This is a genomic window from Kitasatospora sp. NPDC091207, from assembly GCF_044768625.1.
Classification (GTDB): Bacteria; Actinomycetota; Actinomycetes; order Streptomycetales; family Streptomycetaceae; genus Kitasatospora.
The window spans coordinates 12879-35489 of record NZ_JBIVVS010000008.1 but is presented as its reverse complement, the minus strand read 5'-3'; the positions used below and the strand labels follow the sequence as shown (position 1 = coordinate 35489).

18 protein-coding genes are annotated in these 22611 nt (G+C 72.9%); 4 read left to right on the top strand and 14 right to left on the bottom strand.

Annotation, left to right across the window (positions count from 1 at the left end):
* Positions 1 to 574: 574 nt before the first annotated feature.
* Both ACIQTO_RS16005 and ACIQTO_RS16000 read right to left on the bottom strand, forming a co-directional pair.
* Positions 575 to 1213, bottom strand: a complete 639-nt coding sequence (locus tag ACIQTO_RS16005; protein WP_402388196.1) for an NADPH-dependent F420 reductase — start codon at positions 1211 to 1213, stop codon at positions 575 to 577.
* A 51-nt stretch (positions 1214 to 1264) separates the two neighbouring features.
* Complete coding sequence (locus ACIQTO_RS16000) at positions 1265 to 2077, bottom strand: inositol monophosphatase family protein (RefSeq protein WP_402388195.1); 813 nt, start codon at positions 2075 to 2077, stop codon at positions 1265 to 1267.
* Positions 2078 to 2192: 115 nt separating this feature from the next.
* Here ACIQTO_RS16000 and ACIQTO_RS15995 point away from each other — a divergent pair, with 115 nt between their 5' ends.
* Positions 2193 to 3107, top strand: coding sequence for a LysR substrate-binding domain-containing protein (locus tag ACIQTO_RS15995; protein WP_402388194.1), 915 nt, complete (start codon positions 2193 to 2195; stop codon positions 3105 to 3107).
* Positions 3108 to 3365: 258 nt separating this feature from the next.
* Here the strand turns inward: ACIQTO_RS15995 and ACIQTO_RS15990 are convergent, their stop codons facing one another.
* From ACIQTO_RS15990 to rpe, 3 genes are all read right to left on the bottom strand, one after another.
* Positions 3366 to 4325: a pirin family protein gene (locus ACIQTO_RS15990; protein ID WP_402388193.1), complete on the bottom strand. Its 960-nt coding sequence runs from the start codon at positions 4323 to 4325 to the stop codon at positions 3366 to 3368.
* A 168-nt stretch (positions 4326 to 4493) separates the two neighbouring features.
* Positions 4494 to 5552, bottom strand: a complete 1059-nt coding sequence (locus ACIQTO_RS15985) for an alpha/beta hydrolase (RefSeq protein ID WP_402388192.1) — start codon at positions 5550 to 5552, stop codon at positions 4494 to 4496.
* Between the two features lie 310 nt (positions 5553 to 5862).
* Entirely contained in the window at positions 5863 to 6546 is a 684-nt protein-coding gene (gene rpe / locus ACIQTO_RS15980) for a ribulose-phosphate 3-epimerase (protein ID WP_402388191.1), read from the bottom strand.
* Between the two features lie 328 nt (positions 6547 to 6874).
* Between rpe and ACIQTO_RS15975 the strand changes: the two genes are divergently transcribed.
* Positions 6875 to 7732, top strand: a complete 858-nt coding sequence (locus ACIQTO_RS15975) for a hypothetical protein (RefSeq protein ID WP_402388190.1) — start codon at positions 6875 to 6877, stop codon at positions 7730 to 7732.
* A 191-nt stretch (positions 7733 to 7923) separates the two neighbouring features.
* On the opposite strand, the gene ACIQTO_RS15970 is transcribed toward ACIQTO_RS15975, so the two are convergent.
* The gene (locus ACIQTO_RS15970) at positions 7924 to 8679 is read right to left on the bottom strand and encodes a C39 family peptidase (RefSeq protein ID WP_402388189.1); all 756 of its coding nucleotides are present in this window, start codon (positions 8677 to 8679) and stop codon (positions 7924 to 7926) included.
* 196 nt (positions 8680 to 8875) lie between these two features.
* Here ACIQTO_RS15970 and ACIQTO_RS15965 point away from each other — a divergent pair, with 196 nt between their 5' ends.
* Positions 8876 to 10135, top strand: coding sequence for an SUKH-4 family immunity protein (locus ACIQTO_RS15965; protein ID WP_402388188.1), 1260 nt, complete (start codon positions 8876 to 8878; stop codon positions 10133 to 10135).
* Positions 10136 to 10152: 17 nt separating this feature from the next.
* Here ACIQTO_RS15965 and ACIQTO_RS15960 read toward each other — a convergent pair whose 3' ends face one another.
* Both ACIQTO_RS15960 and ACIQTO_RS15955 read right to left on the bottom strand, forming a co-directional pair.
* Positions 10153 to 10779 carry a DUF4188 domain-containing protein gene (locus ACIQTO_RS15960; RefSeq protein WP_402388187.1) on the bottom strand — a complete coding sequence of 209 codons (627 nt, stop codon included), beginning with the start codon at positions 10777 to 10779 and terminating at the stop codon, positions 10153 to 10155.
* A gap of 120 nt (positions 10780 to 10899) precedes the next feature.
* On the bottom strand, positions 10900 to 11502 hold the full coding sequence (locus tag ACIQTO_RS15955) for a TetR/AcrR family transcriptional regulator (RefSeq protein ID WP_402388186.1): 603 nt from the start codon (positions 11500 to 11502) through the stop codon (positions 10900 to 10902).
* Between the two features lie 314 nt (positions 11503 to 11816).
* Here ACIQTO_RS15955 and ACIQTO_RS15950 point away from each other — a divergent pair, with 314 nt between their 5' ends.
* Positions 11817 to 13031 carry a glycosyltransferase gene (locus ACIQTO_RS15950; RefSeq protein WP_402388185.1) on the top strand — a complete coding sequence of 405 codons (1215 nt, stop codon included), beginning with the start codon at positions 11817 to 11819 and terminating at the stop codon, positions 13029 to 13031.
* Positions 13032 to 13075: 44 nt separating this feature from the next.
* On the opposite strand, the gene ACIQTO_RS15945 is transcribed toward ACIQTO_RS15950, so the two are convergent.
* The 6 genes from ACIQTO_RS15945 to ACIQTO_RS15920 all read right to left on the bottom strand — a co-directional run bounded on the left by ACIQTO_RS15945 (position 13076) and on the right by ACIQTO_RS15920 (position 22595).
* Positions 13076 to 16648, bottom strand: a complete 3573-nt coding sequence (locus tag ACIQTO_RS15945; protein ID WP_402388184.1) for a hypothetical protein — start codon at positions 16646 to 16648, stop codon at positions 13076 to 13078.
* Between the two features lie 101 nt (positions 16649 to 16749).
* Positions 16750 to 18438, bottom strand: a complete 1689-nt coding sequence (locus ACIQTO_RS15940; protein WP_402388183.1) for a hypothetical protein — start codon at positions 18436 to 18438, stop codon at positions 16750 to 16752.
* Between the two features lie 57 nt (positions 18439 to 18495).
* Positions 18496 to 19530: a polyprenyl synthetase family protein gene (locus ACIQTO_RS15935; protein ID WP_402388182.1), complete on the bottom strand. Its 1035-nt coding sequence runs from the start codon at positions 19528 to 19530 to the stop codon at positions 18496 to 18498.
* 3 nt (positions 19531 to 19533) lie between these two features.
* A complete protein-coding gene (locus tag ACIQTO_RS15930; protein WP_402388181.1) occupies positions 19534 to 20880 on the bottom strand; it encodes a hypothetical protein in 1347 nt (448 codons plus the stop codon).
* 62 nt (positions 20881 to 20942) lie between these two features.
* Entirely contained in the window at positions 20943 to 22184 is a 1242-nt protein-coding gene (locus ACIQTO_RS15925) for a hypothetical protein (RefSeq protein WP_402388180.1), read from the bottom strand.
* 27 nt (positions 22185 to 22211) lie between these two features.
* Positions 22212 to 22595 (bottom strand): hypothetical protein, encoded by a 384-nt coding sequence (locus ACIQTO_RS15920; RefSeq protein WP_402388179.1) that lies wholly within the window; start codon positions 22593 to 22595, stop codon positions 22212 to 22214.
* Positions 22596 to 22611: the final 16 nt, after the last annotated feature.

Below are 22611 nucleotides of genomic sequence, written 5' to 3'. Positions count from 1 at the left end.
TGACGCGGTGGCGGTTGCTCCGCTTCCAGCCCCGCCGCTTCAAACCGTGCATGCAGTTCTCCCAGACGGCCTTCCGACAATCGTTCACCGGCGGGCATGTGCCGTCGCCCACGCCCATTCCCGGTCGGTCGGCCGCGCGCCCTCCCGGTAGTGGCGGGGGCCAAACGCCTGTCGATACCGTGACATGGCGGACGCCGCCGCTTCGCCGCCGCTTCGCCGCGGCTGTCTTCCGCGGGCCGGCTCCGTGCCGGCCCGCGGAAGGAACGGCGGTGACCGTCCCTGCGGCTCACCCTTGCACGACGCCCGCGCACGCCGCGGGCCCACTCCTTGACACGCCCGGTCGGCCCCGGAGTGCAGGGGCTCACTGACGGGATCGGCCGACCGCCCTGGCGGCGTCGTCGATGCGGCCGGCGACGATCCCGGGGTGGCTGAGCATCACGACGATCATGTGGCCGTCGCCGGCTCATGCCCTGGCGGCCATCGCCGGTGTCGCCCCCCGTTCCGTGGATCCTGATCCGTGACCGACGTGCTGCCAGGTCATACCGCCGGTCACGGCATCCGCGTGACCGCGGCGTCAGAACGCGAGGGAGACGGCGAAGGGCTTGAAGCCGTCCCGGCGCAGGATGTGGGGCACGACGAGGATCATGGCCTCGGTGGCCCGGGCCGTGGTGATGCCGCCGAGGTCCTCGATCCACCCGGGCTGCCAGCCCAGGTCGCCGAGCAGGCCGGTGACGGTCCGTTTGGCGTCCCGGTCGTCGCCCGAGAGGTACGCGGTCGGCGGGGTGCCCAGGGTTTCGGGGGCGGTCATCACCGTGAACAGCATGGTGTTGAGGGTCTTCACCACGCGGGTGTCGGGGAGGGCGGCCTGGAGCCGCTCGGCGAGGCTGCCGCCGGGGTAGCGGAGGTCGCCGAGCAGGCCGTCCTCGGCGTCGTGGGTGGCGTTGGAGACGTCGACCAGGATCTTCCCGGCGAGCTCGGCGCGCAGGCCGGCCAGGCGCTCCAGGGAGGTGTGGCCGGGGGTCGCGTTGATCACCACCTCCGCCGTGCGGGCGGCGGTGCGGTGATCGGCCAGGGCGACGTGCGGGGAGGCGGCGGGGGCCGGGGTCTCCGTCGGGCGCCGGACGCCGAGGGTGACGCGGTGTCCGGCCGCGGAGAGCTTGCGGGCGAGGTCGGTGCCGACGCGGCCGGCGCCCAGGATGCCGATGGTGGTCACGAGGTGGTGCTCCTTGCGGTGGCGGGATGGAGGAAGAACGGGGACATCCGGTCAGGCGATCGGCGCGAGGACCCCGAGGGCGGCGGTGTGGAGGCCGGGGGCGGCGGCCAGGAAGTCGCGGCTGCCCGTGTGCCAGGGCTCGCCCGCCAGGTCGGTGACGGTGCCGCCGGCCTCGGAGACCAGCAGGGCGCCGGCGACCAGACCGGAGCGGACGTCGGAGAACTGCCAGAACGCGTCCATGCGTCCGGCGGCGACGTGGATCAGCTGCATCGTGGCGGGGACGGAGACCCGCACGACGAGGCCGTTGACCAGCAGGGCGGTGACCGAGTCGCCGATCCGCCGGAAGGTGCGCTCGTCCTCGCCGGGCCGGGCCTGGCCGGTGCCGACGAGCGCGGCACCCAGGTCGGTCTTGGCGGACACCTTCAGGGGCCGGTCGTTGAGGCGGGCGCCCCCGCCGGCCACGGCGGTGTAGGTGTCGCCGGTCAGCGGCAGGTGGACGACGGTGAGCACCGGCCGGTTGTCGCGGACCAGGGTGGCGGTCACGGACCAGTCGTCCATGCCGTGCACGTGGTTGATGTTGCCCTCGGCCGGGTCGACGACCCACCACTCCCCGGGCGGGAGCGCACCGCCGGCCAGCTCGTCCTCGGCCCAGTGCGATCCGGGCCGGGCCCGCAGCAGCGGCTCCCGCAGCACGTCCAGCACCGCGTCGTCGTTGGCGTGGATCTCGGCGACGACCTCGTCCAGGCTCACGCCCCGGGCGTGCGGGGTGTGGCGCTCGCGCAGCGTGAGACCGGCGGTCCGCACCGCGGCGGACACCTCGGACAGCAGCGCCCGGTCGGCGGCGGAAGGCATGGCGGTGCTCATGGAAGGCTCCCTCGGTTCGATGGGTGCGGGTGGTCTCTCTCTCGCCCGCACTTCGAAGGTAGGACCCCTGACCATTAACAACAAGTGCATGCTATGCACTTGTAGAGTGACTGCCATGCAACTGGATCTGAACCTCCTCACCGCCCTGGACGCCCTGCTGGAGGAGGGCAGCGTCGCCGGCGCCGCAGCCCGCCTGCACGTCACCGCACCGGCGATGAGCCGCTCCCTGGGCCGGATCCGCAAGGCCACCGGCGACCAGATCCTGGTCCGCACCGGCCGCAGCATGGTGCCCACCACCCGCGCACTCGCCATGCGTGCCCAGGTCCACGCCCTCGTGCAGCAGGCCCAGCACCTGCTGTCGGCCCAGCAGGAGATCGAACTGGCATCGCTGACAAGGGAATTCACCGTGCGCTGGCACGACACCCTGACCGCCGCCTGCGGCAGCGCCCTGATCACGGCCGTCCACCGCCAGGCGCCCGGCGTCCGGCTGCGCCTGTCCGCCGAACCCGGCACGGACGACGCCGAGCTGCGCCGGGGCGAGGTCGACCTCGAATCCAGCTCCAGCGCTCCGGCACTCCCGGACATCCGCCACCGCCTGGTCGGCAGCGACAGGCTGGCCGTCGCCGTCCGCCCGGGCCACCCCCTCACCGAAGGGCCGCTGGACATCGAGCGCTATGCCGCCGCCGAACACCTCACCGTGTCGCGGCGCGGGAGTCTGCGCGACCCGATCGACGAGGCTCTGGCCCACCGCGGCCTCGAACGACACGTCGTCGCCGCCGGGCCCACCGCCGCCTTCGCCCTGCAACTCGCCCTCGACAACGACCTGGTGGTCACCCTCCCCGACGCGGTCACCCGTACGGCCCGGGAACGGCTCGGCCTGGTCACCCTGCCCCTGCCGCTCCCGCTGCCCGACGTCCCGCTGTACCTGCTGTGGCACCAGCGCTACGACGACGACCGCGCCCACACCTGGCTGCGCGACCTGGCCACCGACACCGTCCGGGCCCTGTTCGCGACGCCGACCGTCTCCTGACGGCCCCTCGGCGACCGGACCGGGCAGTGACGCATACGCCGAGGAAGTGCCGACGGCGGCTGCGCACGGATGGCGGCGGTGACGGTCGGCCGGACCCTGTCACACCCAGCCAGGCATGAGAGTCGATGCCCGCAGGCACCGACTGTTCTTCCGATAGCCGCAAGCCCGCACGAAGGACCGGAATCCAACGTCCGACATTGGCAGACCCGGCCAGTTCCGCAGCCTCACCCGCACACCCCAAGTCAGCATTTCACCAGGTCAGCGCACGCGTCCCCGGGGCTTCAGCGGGAGTGCCGGGAGCTCCGGCGCCCGCAGGCGGGCGCCGTCGTAGCCGTGGACGTCGCCGAAGCGGGTGGTGGTCATCCAGTCCTCGCGGGCCTGGTTGATCTCCTCGCCGGAGCGGCCGATGAAGTTCCACCACATGACCAGCTTCTCCTCGAACGGTTCGCCGCCGAGGAGGAGGACGGAGGCGTCGGTGCGGGCGAGGAGGGGGAGTTCGCGGCGGTCGCTGCCGAGGTAGAGCATCGAGCCGGGTTCGACGCGGACGCCGTCGACGTCGACGCTGCCGGACATGGAGAGCACGGCGTACTCGAAGCCGGGCTCCAGGGGGAGCTTGAGATCGGCACCCTCGGTCAGGGCGAGGTCGGCGCCGACCAGGGGGGTGTGGGCGGTGCCGGGGGAGGTCGCGGTGTCGAGGCTGCCGAGGATGACGGTGCCGCGCAGGCCGGGGGCGGTGACGACGGGCAGGTCGGCGTGGTGCTCGAAGGTGGGGGCGGTGTGCCGGTGGGCGTCCGGGAGGGCGACCCAGAGCTGGGCGCCCTCCAGGTAGCGGGCGTGCTCGCGGGGGGACTCCTCGGAGTGCGAGATCGCCCGGCCGGAGGTCATCAGGCCCAACTCGTAGGGGCGGACGGTCTGCAGGCTGCCGAGGCTGTCGCGGTGCAGCACCTCGCCCTGGTGGAGCCAGCTGACCGTCTGCAGGCCCATGTGCGGGTGCGGCGGGACCTGCATGCCGGGCTCGTCGGCGATGTCGTCCGGACCGTAGTGGTCGACGAAGCACCAGGCGCCGACCATCCGGCGGCCGAGGTTGGGCAGCAGCCGGCGCACGACGGTGCTCTCGCCGAGCGGGACCTGGCGTCCGGTCAGCAGTTCGCGGACCGGGCCGCCACCGGACGCGCCGCCGCAGGGTGTCGGGGCGGGCTTCTGATCGAGGTTGCTCATGTCGCGGCTCCACCACCGTGCGGGTCGGGACCGGCCGGACCGTGCGGTCCGGGGCCGGCGGGTCGTCGGCAACGATCATCCATCAACCGGGCGCGTTCCTCCACCACCTGCGGCCGCGGCCTCGACCACCGACCCGCCGACCCGTCAGCCCGCCGACCCGTCAGCCCGTCAGCCCGCGCCGCGACCGGCCAGGGCACGGCCGAGGAAGGAGACCGCGTCCGGCAGGACCTTGCGCCAGTACGCCGCGTCGTGCACCCCGGGGGTGAAGCGGACCTGGACGGTGTCGCCGACCAGCTTGCGGGCCGCGTCGCAGAACGGGTCCTCGGTGCCGCACCAGACGCCGATCGGGCGGCCGTGCGGCTGGTCCTGGTGGAGCAGTGGCTCGTGTTCGCGCCAGTCGGCCTCGTCCTTGAAGACGCCGGCCGCCTTGGCGTCCCCCCAGCTGCGGAACAGTGCCGGGCTGAGCACCGCGACCGGGCCGAAGCCGGCACCCCGGTTGCGGGCGTAGCGGAGCGAGCCGAAGCCACCCATCGATATGCCCAGGGCCGCCTCGGGCGCGCGCAGCCCCTGCTTGGCGAGCCAGCCCGGCAGCTCGTCCAGCAGCATCTTCTGCGGGTCGTCGCCGGACGGCGTGCGCCGCCAGTAGGTGGCGTCGCCGCCGTCGACGGCGACCACCGCGAACGGGGGCACACCGGCCGCGATGGCGGCGACCAGGATCTGCGGCAGCCCGAGGTCGGTCCACGCCTGGGCGGTGGCGCCGCGCCCGTGCAGGGCGACGCAGACCGGCAGGTCGGCCGGCCGGGCGATGCCCTGCGGGACGATCGTGATCATCTTCACCGCGGCACCGTTCCGGGCGGCCGAGCGCTGCTCCTCGTTGCGCAGCGAGGGGACGACGGACGCGGCGGCGGACGGCGCCGCCGTCCCGGTGGTCGCCGTGGCGGTGGGCGTGCCGGCACCGGTGGGTGTGCCCGTCCCGCCGGAACCGCCGGGGGTGTCCGGGTCCGACGAGCCGCCGGAGAGGGCGACCGCCGTGCCGGTGCCGACGAGGGCCAGGCCGCCGAGGCCGAGACCGGCCCGGAGCAGCCGACGCCGCCCGAGCGTCCCGGGGCCGAACGATCCTGCCCGGAGCGAGCCGAGGACTCCCGCAGCCGACCGCGCCCCGCCCGACCCGCCCGGCCCGATCGCGGGCGGCGCGGCGGGCGGCCCGATCACGGGCGACGCACTCATGGGCGGCGCACTCACGGGCGGCGCGGCGGGAGACCCGGCCGGCAGCGGCGGCGCGACCGGTGGTGGTGGCGCGGCGGGCAGCGGCGGCGCGGCCGCCGCCCGCACGCCGGCACCCGCTCCGCCACCGGTCCCGGCACCCGATCCGGCACCCGCTCCGGTGTGCCCACTCCCCTGGTGGTCCAGATCCACGGTTCTCCCCTCCGACAGTCAGCCAGCACTGTACGTCGGGCCGGCCCGTCGGGCCGCACCGTGATCGTCACAGCTGATCAACAACTCGTCACCGCAGGTCGGGGGCGGTGTCCCCGCCGACTCAGTGCTTGCAGGCCCACCAGGAGTCCGCCGTCGCCGCGTCCGCGAGCGCGCGCAGCTTGGCCACGGCCCCGGCCGGGTCCTCCGCGCCGTACACCGCGGAGCCGGCCACGAAGACGTCCGCGCCCGCCTCGGCGCAGCGCTCGATGGTGCTCGCGGAGACCCCGCCGTCCACCTGCAGCCACAGCTCCAGGCCGTGCTTGTCGATCAGCTGCCGGGTGCGGCGGATCTTCGGCAGCATGATGTCGAGAAACGCCTGGCCGCCGAAGCCCGGCTCGACCGTCATGATCAGCAGCATGTCCAGCTCGGGCAGCAGGTCCTCGTACGGCTCGATCGGCGTGGCCGGCCGGAGCGCCATGGACGCGCGGGCGCCCTTGGCCCGGATCTCCCTGGCCAGCCGGACGGGCGCCGCGGCGGCCTCGACGTGGAAGGTGACGGAACCGGCGCCGGCCTCGACGTACTGCGGGGCCCAGCGGTCCGGCTCCTCGATCATCAGGTGGCAGTCGAGCGGCGTGGTGGTGGCACGGGCGAGCGCCTCGACCACCGGGATGCCCAGGGTGAGGTTGGGCACGAAGTGGTTGTCCATCACGTCGACGTGCAGCCAGTCCGAACCCCTGACGGCCTCGGCCTCGTCGGCGAGCCTGGCGAAGTCCGCGGACAGGATGCTGGGGTTGATCTGCGCCATTTCCGATGCTTCCTACGAGGGTTCCGGCACCTGGAGCGGGCACCTCGCCCCATCATCTCGCGGGGAGTCGGCGGGAACTGAACGGTGCGAGCCCCGCGTGACCCGCATCACACCCGCTCCGGGGTTACCGTGACCGCCGCCGTGGTCATCAGCCCTGTGCAACCCGGCGTTCGCGCCTCCGGCCACCCTCGTTCCCGCTCCATTTCCACCACACACCCTCCGCACTGTCCGCACCGGAGTTCCCCGGACAACGTCTGCGCCGCTCCGCCCCGCCCGCCCGCCGGCTTGCGCCCGCACACTCCACGCCCCCTTCGAGGAAGGTTCTCCGTTGGCCGATCTGGTCCACCCCGCCCGGGCCCTGTGGTGGCTCTTCGAGCCGGTGCACGCCGTCACCTACTTCTCCCCCGAGGGCCGCGCGGCGTTCGAGGACGCCGGGCTGCGCGGCGGCTGGCGCGGCTACTTCGCCGGCCGGTCGGCGCCGCTGGGCGCGGTCGACGCGCCGCCGGTGATCGCCGCGTTCTTCAACTTCGCGCCCGCGCCGGTGGAGCGCGCCCTGCCGCACGTCTGGAAGCTGGTGGACCCGGACGCCGCGCTGGCGGCCCGGGTCGCGGGGGCGTCGGCGGCGCTCGCGCGACTGCTGGAGCACGTGGAACCGGAGCAGGTCGAGCTGGTGGCCGACCTGCTGGAGCGGGCCGTCGACCGGCTGGACTGCGCGGGCCGGGTCCTGGCCGCCGCCAACGCCGCCGTCCCCCGTCCGGCCGGTCTGTACGGGCGGCTCCGGCAGGCCGCCACCGTGATGCGCGAGCACCGCGGCGACGGCCATGTCGCCGCGCTGGTCTCCGCCGGGCTGGACGGGTGCGAGGCGCTGGTGGTGCGCTGCGCGCTGGACGTCCGCCGCGAGGTGCTGCAACCGATGCGCGGCTGGACCGACGAGGAGTGGGCGGCCGCCACCGCCCGCCTGGCGGAACGCGGTTGGCTGACCGAGCACGGCACCATCACCGAGGGCGGCCGGATCCGCCACCAGTCCCTGGAGGCCGCCACCGACCTGGCCGCCGCCCGGGTCTGGGAGAGCCACCCGCGCACCGAACTCGACCGGCTGGCCGCCGCCCTCACGCCGATCTCCGCGCTCTGTCGCACCGCGCTGCCGCCGATCAACCCGATCGGCCTGCCGGCCACGACGGCCTGACGCCCGCTCGTCGGGGTGCCCCACGCCCCGGCACCTGACGCCCGGCACCTGAACCGCGGGTGCCGGGCGGCAGGCGGTCGGGCGTCAGGCGCTCAGGCGGCAGGCGGTCGGGCGTCGGGTGCCGGGCGGTGGGACGGGGGTGTTCGCCGCCGCCGTTCCGACGCGGCGGGCGCACAGGCCGCCGCCCCTCCTCAACTCCGTTCCCCCGACGCCCCTTCCGTGCCTTCCGTGCCTTCCGTGCCCGACGCCCCCTCCGTACCCTCCGCCGAATCCGGCTCTCCCCGCTCTCCCCCGCCGGCCGGCCGGGCGCGGTCCGGCGGGCCGAGCACGATCCCGCGGCCCGCGTAGAACCGGTCGAGCCGCCGCCACGGCACATGCGCGTAGGCCTGCGACTCGCCCGCGAACCCGGAGGGGTTGTGGATCACCAGCGCCGTACCCGTGACGCCCACCGCCAGCACCAGGTGCCCGCCGCGCCGGTGCGGCTCGGGGCTGTCCGGTTCGCGGATCGCGGGGTGCACGGACAGCATCACCAACCGGCCGGCCGCGACCTCCGCCGCCACTTCCTCGGTCGTCAGCTCCCGGGCCTGCGCGGCCAGCCCCCACCGCTCGTGGACGTACGCGGCGAACGGCGTGTGGATCAGCCCGTGCAGCCGCTCGCCGTCCTGCTTGTACGCGCCGGCCGCCAGGCACTCCGCCGCCAGCGCGACCTGCGGCGGCGCCACACCCCACCAGCGGTCGAGCGCCATCCGCAGGCAGGCCACCCCGCACAGTCGCCAGGACCAGTACGCGTACGCCTCCGGCGTGTCGGCCCCCGACTGTCCCCAGCGCGGATCGTCCGACGCGTCCACCGATCCGTCGATGATCTCCCGGACCAGCTCCGGGGACTCCCACTGCGCGTAGTACGGCACCTCGTGCACCACGGCCGCCCGGCCGCCGCTCTCCACCATCCCCCGACGCTCTCACGCCGCTCCGCCGCCCCGGGCCCACGACACTCGCACCGACGACGGCCGGTCGCCGTCCCCCGTCCCCCGTCCCCCGTCCCCCGTCCCCCGTCCCCCGTCCCCCGTCCCCCGTCCCGCCGGATTGTCGGTGCTGCCCGCTAGGGTCGCTCGGGATCATCGGGTTGGGGAGGAGAGGCCGGGCATGAGCATCGAGGCTCAGTGGAGCGAGCGCCTGCGGCTGGAGTCGGCGGACCTGCCGGAGGAGGTGTCCCACCAACCCAGCCGGGCCTTCCTGACCGGGGAGGGGCTGCCCGGCCAGGGGGCCTTCCTGGACTTCGCCGCCCTGGAGGCGCCCCCGCTGGGAGCGGTGGGCGCGGGCCCGGCGGCACGGCTGTTCGTCCTCGGCGAGACCGGGTACGTCGCCGACACCGACTACGAGGGTGACGCCGTCCTGCTGGACGGGGCGACGGGTGAGGTCTTCCTCGCCGCCCGGCGTCGTGGCGACCGCCACGACGGGCTGCGCCGGGACTTGATCGCCTCCAGCCTGCCGGCGCTGGCCGAGCTGATGCGCGAGGTCGACGCGGTGGCCGTGGCGGCGGCGGAGCCGGCCGCACTCGACGGGCAGCGCGGGCCGGCCGTGGTCGCGGAGGTCGTCGGGGTCGCCCGGCAGCGGATGCGCGCGATCGACCCGGAGCTGTTCGAGCGCGCCGACGACGCTCCCCCGCACTGGGACACGGCCCTGCTGGTGCGCTCGCTCGCCTGGGGTGCGCTCCCCGGCGGTCCCGGCGCGCTCGCGTACGAGCTCGGGCCGGAGCTGGTCGAGGATCTCGCCACGCTCGGCGCCGACGGGCTGGTCCGCCGCTACCGACCGGAGGAGCTGCCCGAGCGGCTCACCCACGAACCGACCCGGCGCCTGCTCGCCGAGGTCGGACTGCCCCTCGGCGGCGGGCTGTTGACCGTCTCCGACGACGAGCCGCTGCGCACCATGGCCGAGGCCTACCCGGAACACTTCACCCCGGCCGACGACCTGGCGGACCCTGACGACCCCGACAACGCCAACCACCCCGACGACCCGGACGCGTCCCCGGAGAACCGGGACCACCAGCGCGACCACCTCGCCGTCGGCGACTGGCCCTACGACCTCGTGATAGCCCTCGACGGCGCCACCGGCCGGCTGGAGCTGCCCGACTGGAACGAGGTCGGCGAGCCCGAGGCCTACCTCAACCGGGACCTGTCCACCCTGCTGTACTCGCTCTGGGTCTGCGAGCGGCTGCGCGCCGAGTGGCGCCGCTGGGAGTACGGGCGCGCGGCCGGGAGCTGGGAGGCCTTCGACCCGCAGTCGCTGCTGAGCGGTGTGGCCGAGGAGGTCATCGCCGCCATCGATCCGGAGGCCTTCGCGACCCCCGGCCACTCCTGGCAGCTCCTCGCCGACGACGCCCACATGGGCGGCCTGCTGAACTGACCGGGGCCCGCCCCCCACTACGCCACCGTCTCCTCCCCGGTCCTCCCGGACTCCTTGGACTCCCCGGCTTCTCCGGTCTTCTCCGAGTCCCCGGACTTCCCGGCGTCCTTGGACGGCCCGGACTCCCCGGCCGCCGCACCGTCCCCCGTCCGCGAGCGGTAGGCGAGCCGGTCCGCCGCGCGCCGCCCCCGGCGCTCCACCGGCAGCGAGCCGTGGGCCCCTGCCAGCCCGAAGGGCGGCATGTCGAAGTAGATCGCCTCGTACGAACCCTCGGGCACGATGTACGTCTCGTGCCAGAGCCCCACGTACTGGCGCAGCTTCCCGGCGCGTATCTTGCGGTTGGCGATCCCCCACACCTTGTGGTGGAAGGCGTCCGGCGCGGCCGCGTAGCCGTACAGCTTCTCCTTGGACTCCCAGTACTGGACGACGTAGTACGTGCGCGGCGAGGCGGTCAGCAGGATGCGTCCGCGCAGCCCGCGCTCCGGCTCCTTGGCCAGGTCGTGGAGCATCCGGAACATGGCCGCCATCACCGGCATCCAGTGGTGGACGGCCCAGAAGCGGTTGATGCGCATCCCGATCAGCAGCACCACGGTGTCACCGGTGACGGCCGCGGTCGTGTATCCGGGAGTCGGTTTGGCGAACATATGTGCCTCCAGCTCTCTCCTCCACCCATGTAAGCGGTGATTACATCAGCGGCCGAGAGTCCGGTCAAGGCTCAGAGCACTCCCAAATCCTTTGCTTGAAGCGGAGGTTGACACCTGCGCTCAGGGGCGGTTGCCGACCCCCTGACCGAAGGTGTCCACCACCTGCTCGGCCAGCTCCTCCGCCTTCTCCGCCGGCAGGTACCCGTCGACGATCATCTGCGCGAGCCCGTACACCAGCGCCTGCCCGGCCAGCCCCACCAGGGCCGGATCGCCGGGGCGCAGCCGGCCCGCCTCCTGGTCCGCGACGATGAACTCGATGAGCGCCTCGTCGATCCCGGAGAGCCGCTGCCGCAGCTCGGGCTGCCGGGAAGCCGTGAACACCCGCGAGCGGACCAGCTCGAACCGGTGCGGGTGGCGGATCGCGTACCGGACGAAACCGAGCCCGAGCGCCTTCATCGCCGGGCCCTCGCGCCGCTCGATCTCGGCGAGCTGCCACCGCTCGAAGTCGGCCAGCACCCGGTCCGCCACCTCCGTCAGCAGCGCCTGCCGGTCCGGGAAGTGCCGGAACGGCGCACCCGCCGACACCCCTGCCCGCCGTGCCACCTCGCGCATGGTGACCTTCGCCGGCCCCTCCTCGTCCAGCAGCGCGAACGCCGCCGCGACCAGCGCCTCGGGCAGGGCCCCGTGGTGATAACTGCCGCGCTCGGCAGGCCTCTCCGTCATGCCAGCTAGTGCTACCACAGCCCACCGGGGTGACCGGCGAGTACGCCGAAGGCGCGCGATGCCCGGCTCACCGCACCAGGAGGACGGGAGCCCGCTCGGGCCGGCGCTGCCGCCGTACGCGGCGCCGCCGCTTCAGGCCGAGGAGGAGGAAGAGACTGTCCGTCCACGGCGTCCACGGCGAACACGGCGGAAGGAGCGTGCCGCCTCCTTGCCATGATCAACATATAGCGCACGGGGGGCCTTGCGGCAAGGCCCCGGTCATGCCGCAGAATCGCCGACCTGAGCACGAAGCAGTCGAAACGGGGAGTACTGGCATGCGCGTGGTGTTGTCGACGTACGGGGCGCGCGGGGGCGTCGAGCCGATGGTGGGGCTCGCGGTTCGGCTGCGGGAACTGGGTGCGCAGGTGCGGGTGTGCGCGCCGCCGGACGAGGAGTTCGCGGAGCGGCTGGCCGGGGTCGGCGTGGAGGTGGTGCCGACCGGCCGGCCGGTGCGCCCGCTGGTGACCACCGTGACGCCGGGTTCGGCGGAGGGTCTGGCGCAGCGCACGGCCGAGTTGATGGCCGCGCAGTTCGACACCGTCGCCGCGGTGGCGCAGGGAGGTGACGCACTGGTGGCGACCGGTCCGCTGCCGGCCACGGCCGGCGCGCGGTCGGTGGCCGAGAAGCTGGGCATCCGTTACGTGCACGCGAGTCACCAGCCGGTCAGCCTGCCGTCGCCGTACCGTCGGCCGCCCGCACGACGGGGGCAGCCGTTGCCCGCGGACGCGACGGACAATCAGGCGCTGTGGGACGTGGACGCCCGGATCGCGAACACCATGTTCGGCGAGGAACTCAACGCCCAGCGGGCGTCGTTCGGCCTTCCGCCGGTCGACGGCGTTCGTGACTTCGCCTTCACCGACCGGCCGTGGCTGGCCACCGACCCGGTGCTGTCCCCGTGGCAGCCGACGGACCTCGGCGTGGTGCAGACCGGTGCCTGGGTCCTGCCGGACGAACGCCCGCTCCCCGCCGAGCTGGTGGAGTTCCTGGACGCCGGCGCGGCGCCGGTGTACGTGGGCTTCGGCAGCACCCCGGTGGGCGACCCGGAGACCGTCGCCCGGGCGGCCGTCGAGGCAATCCGCGCCCAGGGCCGCCGGGTGGTCCTCGCCCGCGGCTGGGCCGGGCTTGCCCCGATCGACGACCGGGACGACTGCTTCGTCGTCGGCGAGGTCAACCAGCAGGCGCTGTTCCGCCGGTCGGCCGCCGTCGTGCACCACGGCAGCGCGGGCACCACGACGACCGCGACCCTGGCCGGGGTGCCGCAGGTGGTGGTGCCCTGGGGAATGGACCAGCCGTACTGGGCCGGCCGGGCGGCCGACCTGGGCGTCGGCGTGGCGCACGACGAGCAGGCCCCGACCACCGCGTCCCTGTCGGTCGCGCTCAAGGCGGCGCTGACCCCCGAGGCCCGCGCACGGGCGAGCGCCGTCGCCGGCACCGTCCGCACCGACGGGGCGGCGGTGGCCGCGAGGCTGCTGCTCGACGGGGAGGGCTGAGCGGGGCCGCCGCCGCACGGAGGTACCGCGCGGGCCCGGCGGGATCAGGGAGTTGGCGACATCGCGTCCGACGCCTTGGTCATGGCGCACTTCTCGACGCTCTGCCAGAAGACGTCGCCGAGCTGCTTCCAGATGGCTTCCGGGGAGCCCTTGAGCTCGGCGGTGAGGTCGTCGAAGGCGGTGATGGCGAAGGAGGGGGTCAGGGTGAGGTCGCCGACGTTCTCGCCGAGGAGGCTCGCCTGCCCGGTGAGCGTCAGGGCGACCGAGGCGCCCTCCGGGCCGGCGTCGAGCGTCAGGGTGCCGCCCAGGCTGATGTCGAGGATGTCGGGGATGCCCTTGGGCGCGGGGATGTCGAAGTCCAGTCGGACCTGTGCCGTCGCGTGCAGGCCGTCCTTGCCGAGCGTGCAGTCGAGGTGGCTGGTGAGGACCTTCAGATCCAGGTCGGCGTGGAAGGTGAAGCCGCTCGTCCCCAGTGTGGCGTCGAGCGAGGCCGAGACTCCCAGGATCGCGATCCTCCCGGAGATCGCGAAGACCTTCTCCGGGATCTTCGTCTTGAGGTCGGAGAGGTCCAGCAGGTACTGGGGCCCCCGGGTGCCGCCGGCGTCCGAGAGGGTGAGGACGCTGCCGATCGTCATCGGCTTCTCGACATCGCTCTTCACGTACAGGCCGGTGGCGCTGATCCTCACCTTGAAGCGCCAGGAGTTGTGGAAGAAGTCGATGTCGCCCTTGGCGTAGAAGCCCTGCTCCCACAGCTCCTTGGTGACGGGATTGGTCCAGCCGCCGGGGACGGTGACGGCGCACAGGGCCAGCTCGTTGAGGACGATCTGCTTCAGGAAGTCCAGGATCGGGGGTGGCGTGCCGACGATGGCGACGATGTCGTGGAGGGAGACACCGTGACCGGCCGGGGTGCCGGTGGTGAGGGCGAAGTAGAAGGCGCTGACGTCCGGCGGCTCGACGCTGCCGTAGACGGCGAGTTCGAGGTGGGTGCTGCCCGCGACGGTGACGGCGCCGCCCCCGCCCAGGGAGAAGACGCCGCCCCCGTAGTCGACCCCCAGGTAGAAGTCGTCGATGTCGAAGCCGTCGATGCCGAAGGCGTTCTTCCACGCGGGGTTGGTCCCCGCCGCGTCGCGGCGGACGGGTGCCCGGAGGTCGGCGACCCGGCGGACCGGCGCCCGGAGGTCGGCGGCGGGGGCCGGGGCGGGGAGGTAGTGGCCGGGGGCGTCCAGAGCGAGGACGAGGCGGTCCGCGGCGAGCGTCCCGGGGTTCGCGCCGGCCGCGCCCTGAAGGATGAGGGCGAGGCTGAGCTCCCAGCCCGTGCCGCTCTTGGAAACGCTGCCCGCGCCGGTGAACTGCAGGGCACCGTTCCCCGGGGCGGCGGAGGTGTCGAGCGAGCTGAGGTCGAGGACGAAGGTGGTGGCGAGGGTGATGCTCCAGGAGGCGGGCTTGATGGTCAGGCGCAGCTCGCCGAAGCCCTTCTGCATCGCGGCGGCGCCGATGGTGGCGGCGAACCAGGAGTTCTTGACCTGGGCGGCGAGCAGAGCGGTCAGGGTGATCCGGTCCGCGCCCGGGAACAACGTGTTGAGGAATCCCAGGTCGCCGGATTTGCTGAAGGTGATCTCGGTGAAGAAGGTGAGGCCCTTGTCCACCGTGGCGGGCAGGTTGGGCGGGGTCCTCGCCCCGTCGATGTGCTGGCCGTCGGCGGTGCTGACCGCCAGGCCGGACCGGCCGAAGGTGAGCGCGTCGAGGATGCCGAGGTCGGGCCAGCCCCCGACGTCCTTGGGCGACCACGTCCAGCCGTCCTGCCAGAGGGCGGCGGCGAACACGGTGCCGTTGCCCCCGGTGGCGGCCTTGCCGACCAGACCGAGGCCGGTGGCCCCGTCGAACTCGGCGGTGGTGTCGACGGCGAACTCGTAGCCGCCCCCGGTGTGCCGCTGGACGGTGACGGCCGGGGCCTTGAGGGTGATCGCCGGCAACTGGTCCGGCAGGGTCAGGCCCACGTCGGCGGCGAGGTGGGCGAGGAGCTCGGTGAGCTGGATGTCCGGGAGGGTCGCGGCGAGCCGGAAGGTGGCGGGCGTCCACCACTCCGCGTGGAAGACGAGGGCCTGGGCGGAGCCACCGGTGGAGCCCCGAGCGGAGTCGGCGGTGATGGCAAGGGCTGAGTGACCGGTGGGGGCCAGGGAGGCGACGGCCGAGAGGTGCGCGCCGGTGACGGGCTTCTCGGGGTAGCCGTAGTGCCAGAACTCCGCGCCGACGGCGGTCAGCGTGAGGGTGGCCGCGCCGATGGGCACCGGGACGTTCGTCTCGACCTCGGCGGCCAGGGCGTAGCTGTGCTGGGCGGGCCGGACGGTGCCGTTGAAGCTGGTCAGCGTCATCCGGGGGATGGCGGACAGATCCGTGGTCGGCAGGAAGTGCCGGAGGACGTCGGTCAGTTCGACCTTGTCCCCGGGTGTGGAGGCGAGGGTGAACTCGCCGGGCGGGATCTCGGCGGTGGCGCTCAGGTGCACACTGTCGGCGACCAGGAAGTCGGCCCGGGCGGTGACGGTGGCGGTCCGGGTGGGAAGCAGGGGTGTGGCGACGGTCAGGGTGGCGCCGGCGCCGGTGAGCGCGAGGTCGGGCTTGTCCAGGACGTGCCAGGAGAAGTCCGGTGTGGTGGCGAGGGTGACGCTGACGGCGGTCAGGGCCTTCGCGAGGCCGCCGGCCACCAGTTGGGTGGGGTCGATGGTGAGGTCGGCGGCGGAGAGCGTCACCTTCTCGCTCAGGCCCAGCTCCACCGCCTTGAGCTGCTCGACGGCCGTGCCGGTGCCCGGCCAGTCGGCGAGCAGTGCCGTCGGCACCAGGTCCGGGGGGAGGTCCTCGGCGGCGAGGACGAGGGGGCGCGGGGCGTCGGCGGCGGCGCGCAGGGTCAGCCGGAGGGTGTCGGAGACCGCGAGGACGGCGCCGAGACCGACGCCGTAGACGGGCTTGCCCTGGCTGTCGGGGTGGGAGCCTGCCCAGAGGGCGAAGGCGGCTCCCAGGGTGGTGCCACTGTCCCGCGTGGTGGAGGACAGCCGGATGTCCGGCCCCGCTCCGGCGAGGCCCGGCCGAATCGGACCGGACAGGACCAGGTCGTCACCGGCTTCGGCCCGGAGCACGGTGGCAAAGTCCTGCAACGCGGTGGGCATCTTCAGGGCGGCCGCGTCGAAGCTCAGCCCGGCCGGCAGCGCGGGGAGGTCGTGGTCGGCCTGACGCGGGACGGAGGTCAGCAGCAGCCGGGGCGCGGCGGCGAAGGCCAGGCCGTCGAGGGCGCTCGCGGCGGTCTGCGGGAACGAGGTGCCGAAGTGCCAGTCGGCGGTGAGCGGGAAGGGGAGGAACAGGGCCGGCGCCCCGTCGGCGGGGTCGACGGTGAACGCGAGGCCGGTGAGCGGGCGGTCGGCGACGCCGAGCCAGCTGAGGGTGCCGTCCACCTCAAGACCTGTGTCGGTGTCGCGCGCCTGGGCACTACGGACACTCAGTGTGCCGCCGAACCAGGTGGTGAGCAGGGTTCCGGCGGCCCCCGGACCGAGGTCGGCCGTGGTCAGGGTGAGGACCCCGCCGCCGAGGTGGGAGCGGATGATGGTGCGCAGCTCGGTGATGTCCATCGGCGGGGCCTCGGGTCCTGAACTCGGCGGGGTCTGGACGACGGTGGGTCTGAAACGACAGTGGGTCCGAACGACGGCAGGTCCGAACGACGCTGGACAGGTCAGCTCGCGGACGGCGCGTCGAGCCGCTGGGCGATGGCCTCGCGGACCAGGCGGCTGACCTCGGGGCCGAGATCGGGCAGCTGCTTCTGCAGGGCCTCGTTCACCCGCTTCACGATCTGCTCCTTGATCTCGTCCCTCTTCAGCGCCTCGTTCGCGTACTCCTCGACCGCCGGGTGCTCGCCGGTGCCGCCGGAGAGGTCGACGGTGATGGTCAGGCCCTGGTCCGGCACGGTGGCGATGAGGCTGTCGATCGTGATGGCGAGGTCGTCGAGCTCGGTGCCGGAGAACGACAGGTCGGTCGCGATGGTGACCTCGTCCGCCAGCACCGCGAAGTCGCCCGGCAGGCCCTTGTGGGTACCCCAGTCGGCCGTGAGCTTTCCGCTGGCGTCCAGCGGCCGGGGGCGGCTCGTCAGCGTCGACAGCTTGAGCACGGCGCTGACGCGGCCGGCCGTGAGGGCGGCCAGCTCGGGCGGTGCCACGGTGTTGGAGCAGCCCCTGATCGAGAGGCCGGTGAAGGTGACGTTCTCCAGCGGCTTGAGCTCCGAGCTCAGGCTGATCTCCCCGATCACCACCTTGTCGACGGTGTACGGCTCGACGGTGGGCTTGGCCATGCCCGTGATGAGGGTGGGCGGGTAGAACGGCGACGTCTCGTCGGCGACGGCCGCGCGCAGCCGGTCGAACAGGTACTGGTCGACGGGGTTGTTCCCGCTGGATCCGCCCTCGGCGGCGGTGTGGGTCTTGAAGACCGCGTCGAGCGCCGCGCCGAGCCGCTCGGTGAGGGCGTCGGCGATCGCGGTGAGGGTGTCCTTGGTGTTGAGGGTCTCCTTGAGGCTGTCGGTCAGGCGCGGCGCGCTCTCGGGGTCGTCGAAGGCCTTCTCCGCGGCGTCGAGCCACGGCTTCTTGTAGACCTCCTTGGTGCTCTGGTCGATGGTCAGCTTCGAGCGGTCCAGGGTGTACACCGGCTGCGCGGCGCTCTCGCCGCGCGGGGTGAGGGATTCCAGGGTCACCTGGAGTCCGCGCTCACCACCACTGCCGGTGAGCTGGACGCGGAGGACCGCGTCGACGGCGAGGCCCTCGACGCCGAGGGCGAAGGTGCCGGTGCCGGTGACGGTGTCGACGGGCCACTTCACGTCCGGCAGGGTCTCCCGCACGGCGGTGACGGTCGTGGTGCCCTTGTCCATCACGCTGACGCTCTGGTCGAGTTGGTAGTGGCCCGCGACGGTGATCGTCTCGGGCAGCGTCGTGCCCTTGAAGCGGCCGAACAGGAGCGGAATCGTCAGACGGTAGCCGTCGGCGAGGGTGTCCAGGCCCGTCAGCGGGCCGAGTTGGACGTTGTCGAGACCGGTGACGGTGATCGAGCGGGTCGTGACGACGGGCAGCGGCTTGTCCGGCGAGGGGCTGGGGACGAAGCGCTTGTTCAGCTCCTTGGTGCCGCCGATGTCCGGGACCATCGTGTGTCCGTCCGCGTCGTCCTCGACGAACTGCCACCACTGCTGGGCGATGTTGGTGGCGACGGTGGTGCCGTTCTTGAAGGCGCCCAGGTCCCACTCGTCGGCGGTGAGCGGGACGAGTCTGTGCCCGCCGATCTTCGTCCCGGCCAGGATCGCGGGCAGGTTGTGCGGGTTGTCCAGATCGTTCAGCCGCTTGCTCATGGTGGCTTCGATGAAGCGGACGAGGGACTCGCTCACGTGCTGTTTCCTTCGCTGTGGTGCGGGCGGCGGGCCGGGGTGGGGAGCGGAGGTGGCTCAGGGGGCCCGGTCGACGATGTGCAGGGCGATGTCGCCGAGCGCGGTGCGGTAGGCCGAGGCCGGGAACGGCCGCAGCCGTCGCCAGGCGTCCAGGGCCTGCGCGCGGGCCTCGGCGTACGCCGTGGCGTAGCCGGAGCTGCCGCGGACGGCGGCCGCGCAGGCCCGCAGGCCGGCCTCGTCGCAGGGTTCGCCGCGGACGACCCGCGAGACGCGGTGGTCCGGGCCGAGTTCGGCCATGGCGTGGATGAGCGGCAGTGAGAAGCGCCCGCGGGCCAGGTCGATGCCCTGGGGCTTTCCGGAGGCCTCCTCGTCCTGGGCCAGGTCGAGGAGGTCGTCCATGACCTGGAAGGCGCGGCCCACCCGTCGGCCGTAGAAGCCGGCCCGGCGGGCGTCGGCGGCGGGCCCGCCGGCCAGGGTGACGCCGGCCTCGCAGGCGAGCCCGAACAGCACGGCGGTCTTGCGCTCGATGGTCTGCCAGTAGTGGGCGAGCAGCCGCGCGGTGTCCCAGCCGGGTTCGGCGGCGAGCTCGTCGAGCTCGCCGCAGCAGATCCGGAAGGCGGTGTCCAGGACGGCCTTGACGAGTTCGATGTCGCGCTGGGCGTCGACCTCCTCCACGAAGCCCCGGATGGCCTGGACGAACTGCATGTCGCCGATCAGTACGGCGGTCTGCGTCCCGCGCGCCGCGTTGACCGACGGCAGACCCCGGCGCAGCAGCGAGTCGTCGACGATGTCGTCGTGGATGAGGGTGGCGATGTGGAGCATCTCCAGGCAGACGGCGCCGTTGACGGCCTTCTGCGGGAGCGGGCCGGAGCCGTGGACGAGCCGGGCGCAGAGGAGGAGGAGCAGCGGGCGGATCTTCTTGCCGCGCTGGTAGAGCGCGTGTTCGGTGGCGCTGAGGTAGTCGGCCTGGGAGGCGAGGGCGGTGTCGAGGGCCTCGTGGTAGCGCGCGAGGTCCTCGGCCAGCGGGCCCTCCCACAGCGCGGTGACGGGGTCGCGCAGTGCGCTCGGGTCGGGGGTCGGGGCCAGGAGCACGGGTCAGCCGGTTCCTGTCTGCAGGTCGGGGTGGCCGTAGGGGCCGGTACCAGTACGGGCGGCCACGGCCACCCGTTCGGCGAGGGCGTCGCGCAGCAGGGTGCGGATGAACTGCATACCGGCGAGGCGTTCGCGGGCGGTGTCACCGGCCTCCCCCTGCCAGTCCTGGTCGTCGAGTTCGAGGTCCGGCTCGGGCGCCTGGACGGTGAGCCAGTCGAGGGCCTTGGCGCCACCCCGGGTGGTGGTCTCGAAGGTGACGGTGGCGCCCTCGACGCGGGCCCGGCAGTCGCCCTGGTGGAGCGGCTGCCCGACGGCGGGCGTGGCGGCCGCGTCCGCCGCCAGGCAGGCTGCTCGGGCACGCTGGATGTCCCGCAGGTCGGCCTCGGTCAGCCCGGGCGGGCAGGCGGACCCGCCTTCGGCGGCGATGCGTGCCAGGAAGGCGTCTGGGTCCCTGAAGGGCGCCGGGTCGAAGGGGGTGACGGCCGGGGCCGCGGCGGCGGCCTTCTTGACGGCGTCGCGGACGGCGGCGGCGGTCATCGGCTTGACGGTGGTCCGGTCGTTGCCGGTCTCCGTCTTGACGCGGCCTCCGAAGTCCCCGGCTGCTCCGGCCGCCGCCTGGTACTGCGCTTTCTTCGGGTCCTGGTCTTCCAGCCGCTCCGCCATGTGCACGAGGGCTTCCTGCATGGTGAGCTGCTGGGTGATCGCGTTCTCGTTGTAGCTGACCTGCTTCGGTGACGGGTCGGGGTTCGCGTACGTCTTCGCCTGGTCGTTGACCGGCCCCTGGTCGGTGTGGACCGCCTGGTGGGTGTCGGCGGCCATGGCTTCCGTCCCACCGTTGCTCTGCCAGACCGAGTCGACGCGGCCGCTGTCGAACACGTCGGCGTACGACTCGTTGTGCTCGTAGAACTTGGCGACGAGCTGGTAGCCGTTCTCCCCGCTCTCCAGGAGCTTCTCGCGTTCGGCCCTGGCCGTGTCGAGCCGCTCCTTCTTGACATCGGGCGAGGCGGACGGGGGTTGGGGCAATCCCGGCGAGGCGGGACGGGTGGACAGCGGGGTGAGGTCACCGGCGCTGTCGATGCCGCTGCCCGGGTCGGGCCGTACGTCGAGCGAGTAGCGGCCGGCCAGGGCCAGCGGCGCCAGGCGGTACGAGGTCCGCGTCCGGCCCCCGCCGAGCTCCTCCACGGCGGCCTCGCCGGGCTCGCCCTCGGCGGTGACGCTGAGGTCACCGAGCCGCAGGCTCAGGGTGCCGGCGGGTGCGAACGGATGCCCCTCCGGCAGTGGGACGGTGCTGGCGAGCGGGTAGCCGGGGCTGTCGGGCAGGAACAGCACACCCGGTCCGGGGTCGGTCATGATAGGTGGTCCTTCGTGAGGGCGGAGGCGCCGTCGCGGCGGGATGGGCGGGCCGGGTGGCGTCAGACGATGTGGACGTCGGCCTTCACCAGCAGCTGCCCCTCGAAGTCGTCGATGCCGCGGGGCGTGGCACGGCCAGTGACCTGGGTGCCGCCGGCCTGGAAGGTGTAGTCGAGACCGGTACCGAGGGAGATGGTCCGCTCCTGGCCCACCCACTTGTCCCGTACCCACTTCCAGGCGTCCTCCTGGCAGTGACCGTCCAGGTAGGACTCGATGAATTCCTTGAGGATGCTGCCCTCCGAGGGCCAGAACCAGCGGAAGCCCGAGATGTCCGTGACCTTGTAGCGGAGGTCCGTCGAGGTGACGTCGATGATCTCCGCGGTGGCGATGACCTCCCGGGGTTCCATCACCACATCGAGGTTCGTGCCGTCGAGGAAGAAGAAGAGCTCCGACACGGCCACCCTGAGGGCGACGGTTCGCGGGTCTTCGCCGAGCTTGATCCCATCCGGCTCGACGGCGTACAGCACGCGCACGTCGTGGCTCTGGACAGTCGTCAGGTATCGGGTCTCCTGCCCCCACCTGACCTCCTCGGTGTGATCCACCGCGACCTGAAGGAAGTCACCGGCGAGGTCACGGTCGATGAGGATCCACAGGTCGTCGGTCGGGTAGGAGCCCTGGCCGGACACCCCGGGCGGTGCGTCCGGCCACTCGGCTCCCGTGCCGGGAGAGACGTGGGCATCGGCGGTGAGCACCAGATGAGTACTCGTGGTCTCCACCGCATAGTCGGTGAACGAGATCCGGGTGCCGAACGGCTCGATCGTCGGGATCGTGATGCCGCTGACGGCGCCTGCGGCCACCTGAAGGATCTTGGGCAGCAGTTCCTCGACGGCCTCCTGGTCCCATCCGCTCATGCCGGAGGTGTCCGTGCGCACGGCGAGGGGGACCGCGCCGATCTTCCCGCCGTCCGTCGAGATCTGGAGGTAGACCTCGACGTCCTTCCCATCGATGATGTTCCTGCTGCTCGTACCGACGTGGGCACTGGTGTCGACGAGAGTGAGCCGCAGGACGCCTTCGTCCGGCATCGGAGCCGCCGGGGGCGTGTTTCCCCTGGCGTCGGTCGCACTGTCCCAGCTCTTCTTGTCGGGCGCCCCGATGTCGACGGTGGGCGCCCCGGCGACGTCCCAGACGACGACGTCCTCTCCGCTCCCCTCCTCGCCCTTGAACAGGGCGGGATATTTCGCGTGCAGCTCTTCGAGCACTCCGTTCAAAGCGTTGGCGTTCATTCCGACGGCGAGCCGGCCCATCCGATGCCCTTTCAGAAATGGTGCGGTTCAGGTGATGTCGATGTCGCCGGCGGCCAGGAGAGCACCGTTGAAAGCGCTCAGGTCCAGGTCACCCTTGGCACTCGCGTGGATTTCCTGGCCCTCGACGGTGAAGGAGAAGCCCAGGTTCTTCCCCAGATCGAAGCTGTGCTCCTGGCCGACGACGTTGTCCGTGATCCAACTGTTGAGCGTCTTCGCGAAGGCGGGTGCGCAGAGCGCGATGAAGCTGGCGATGCTCCCGTAGATCGGGACGCCCCCGCCCACCGGATCGAGGGTGATCTTCAGCGAGGGGACGTCGGTGATCTTCCCCTTCACCTGGGTCGCGCTGACGCCGGTGAGCTGCGCCTTGATTCCGACCGGATCCGGGTCCTGTTTGATGGTGAAGAGAAACACGATGTTCCTTCCCTTC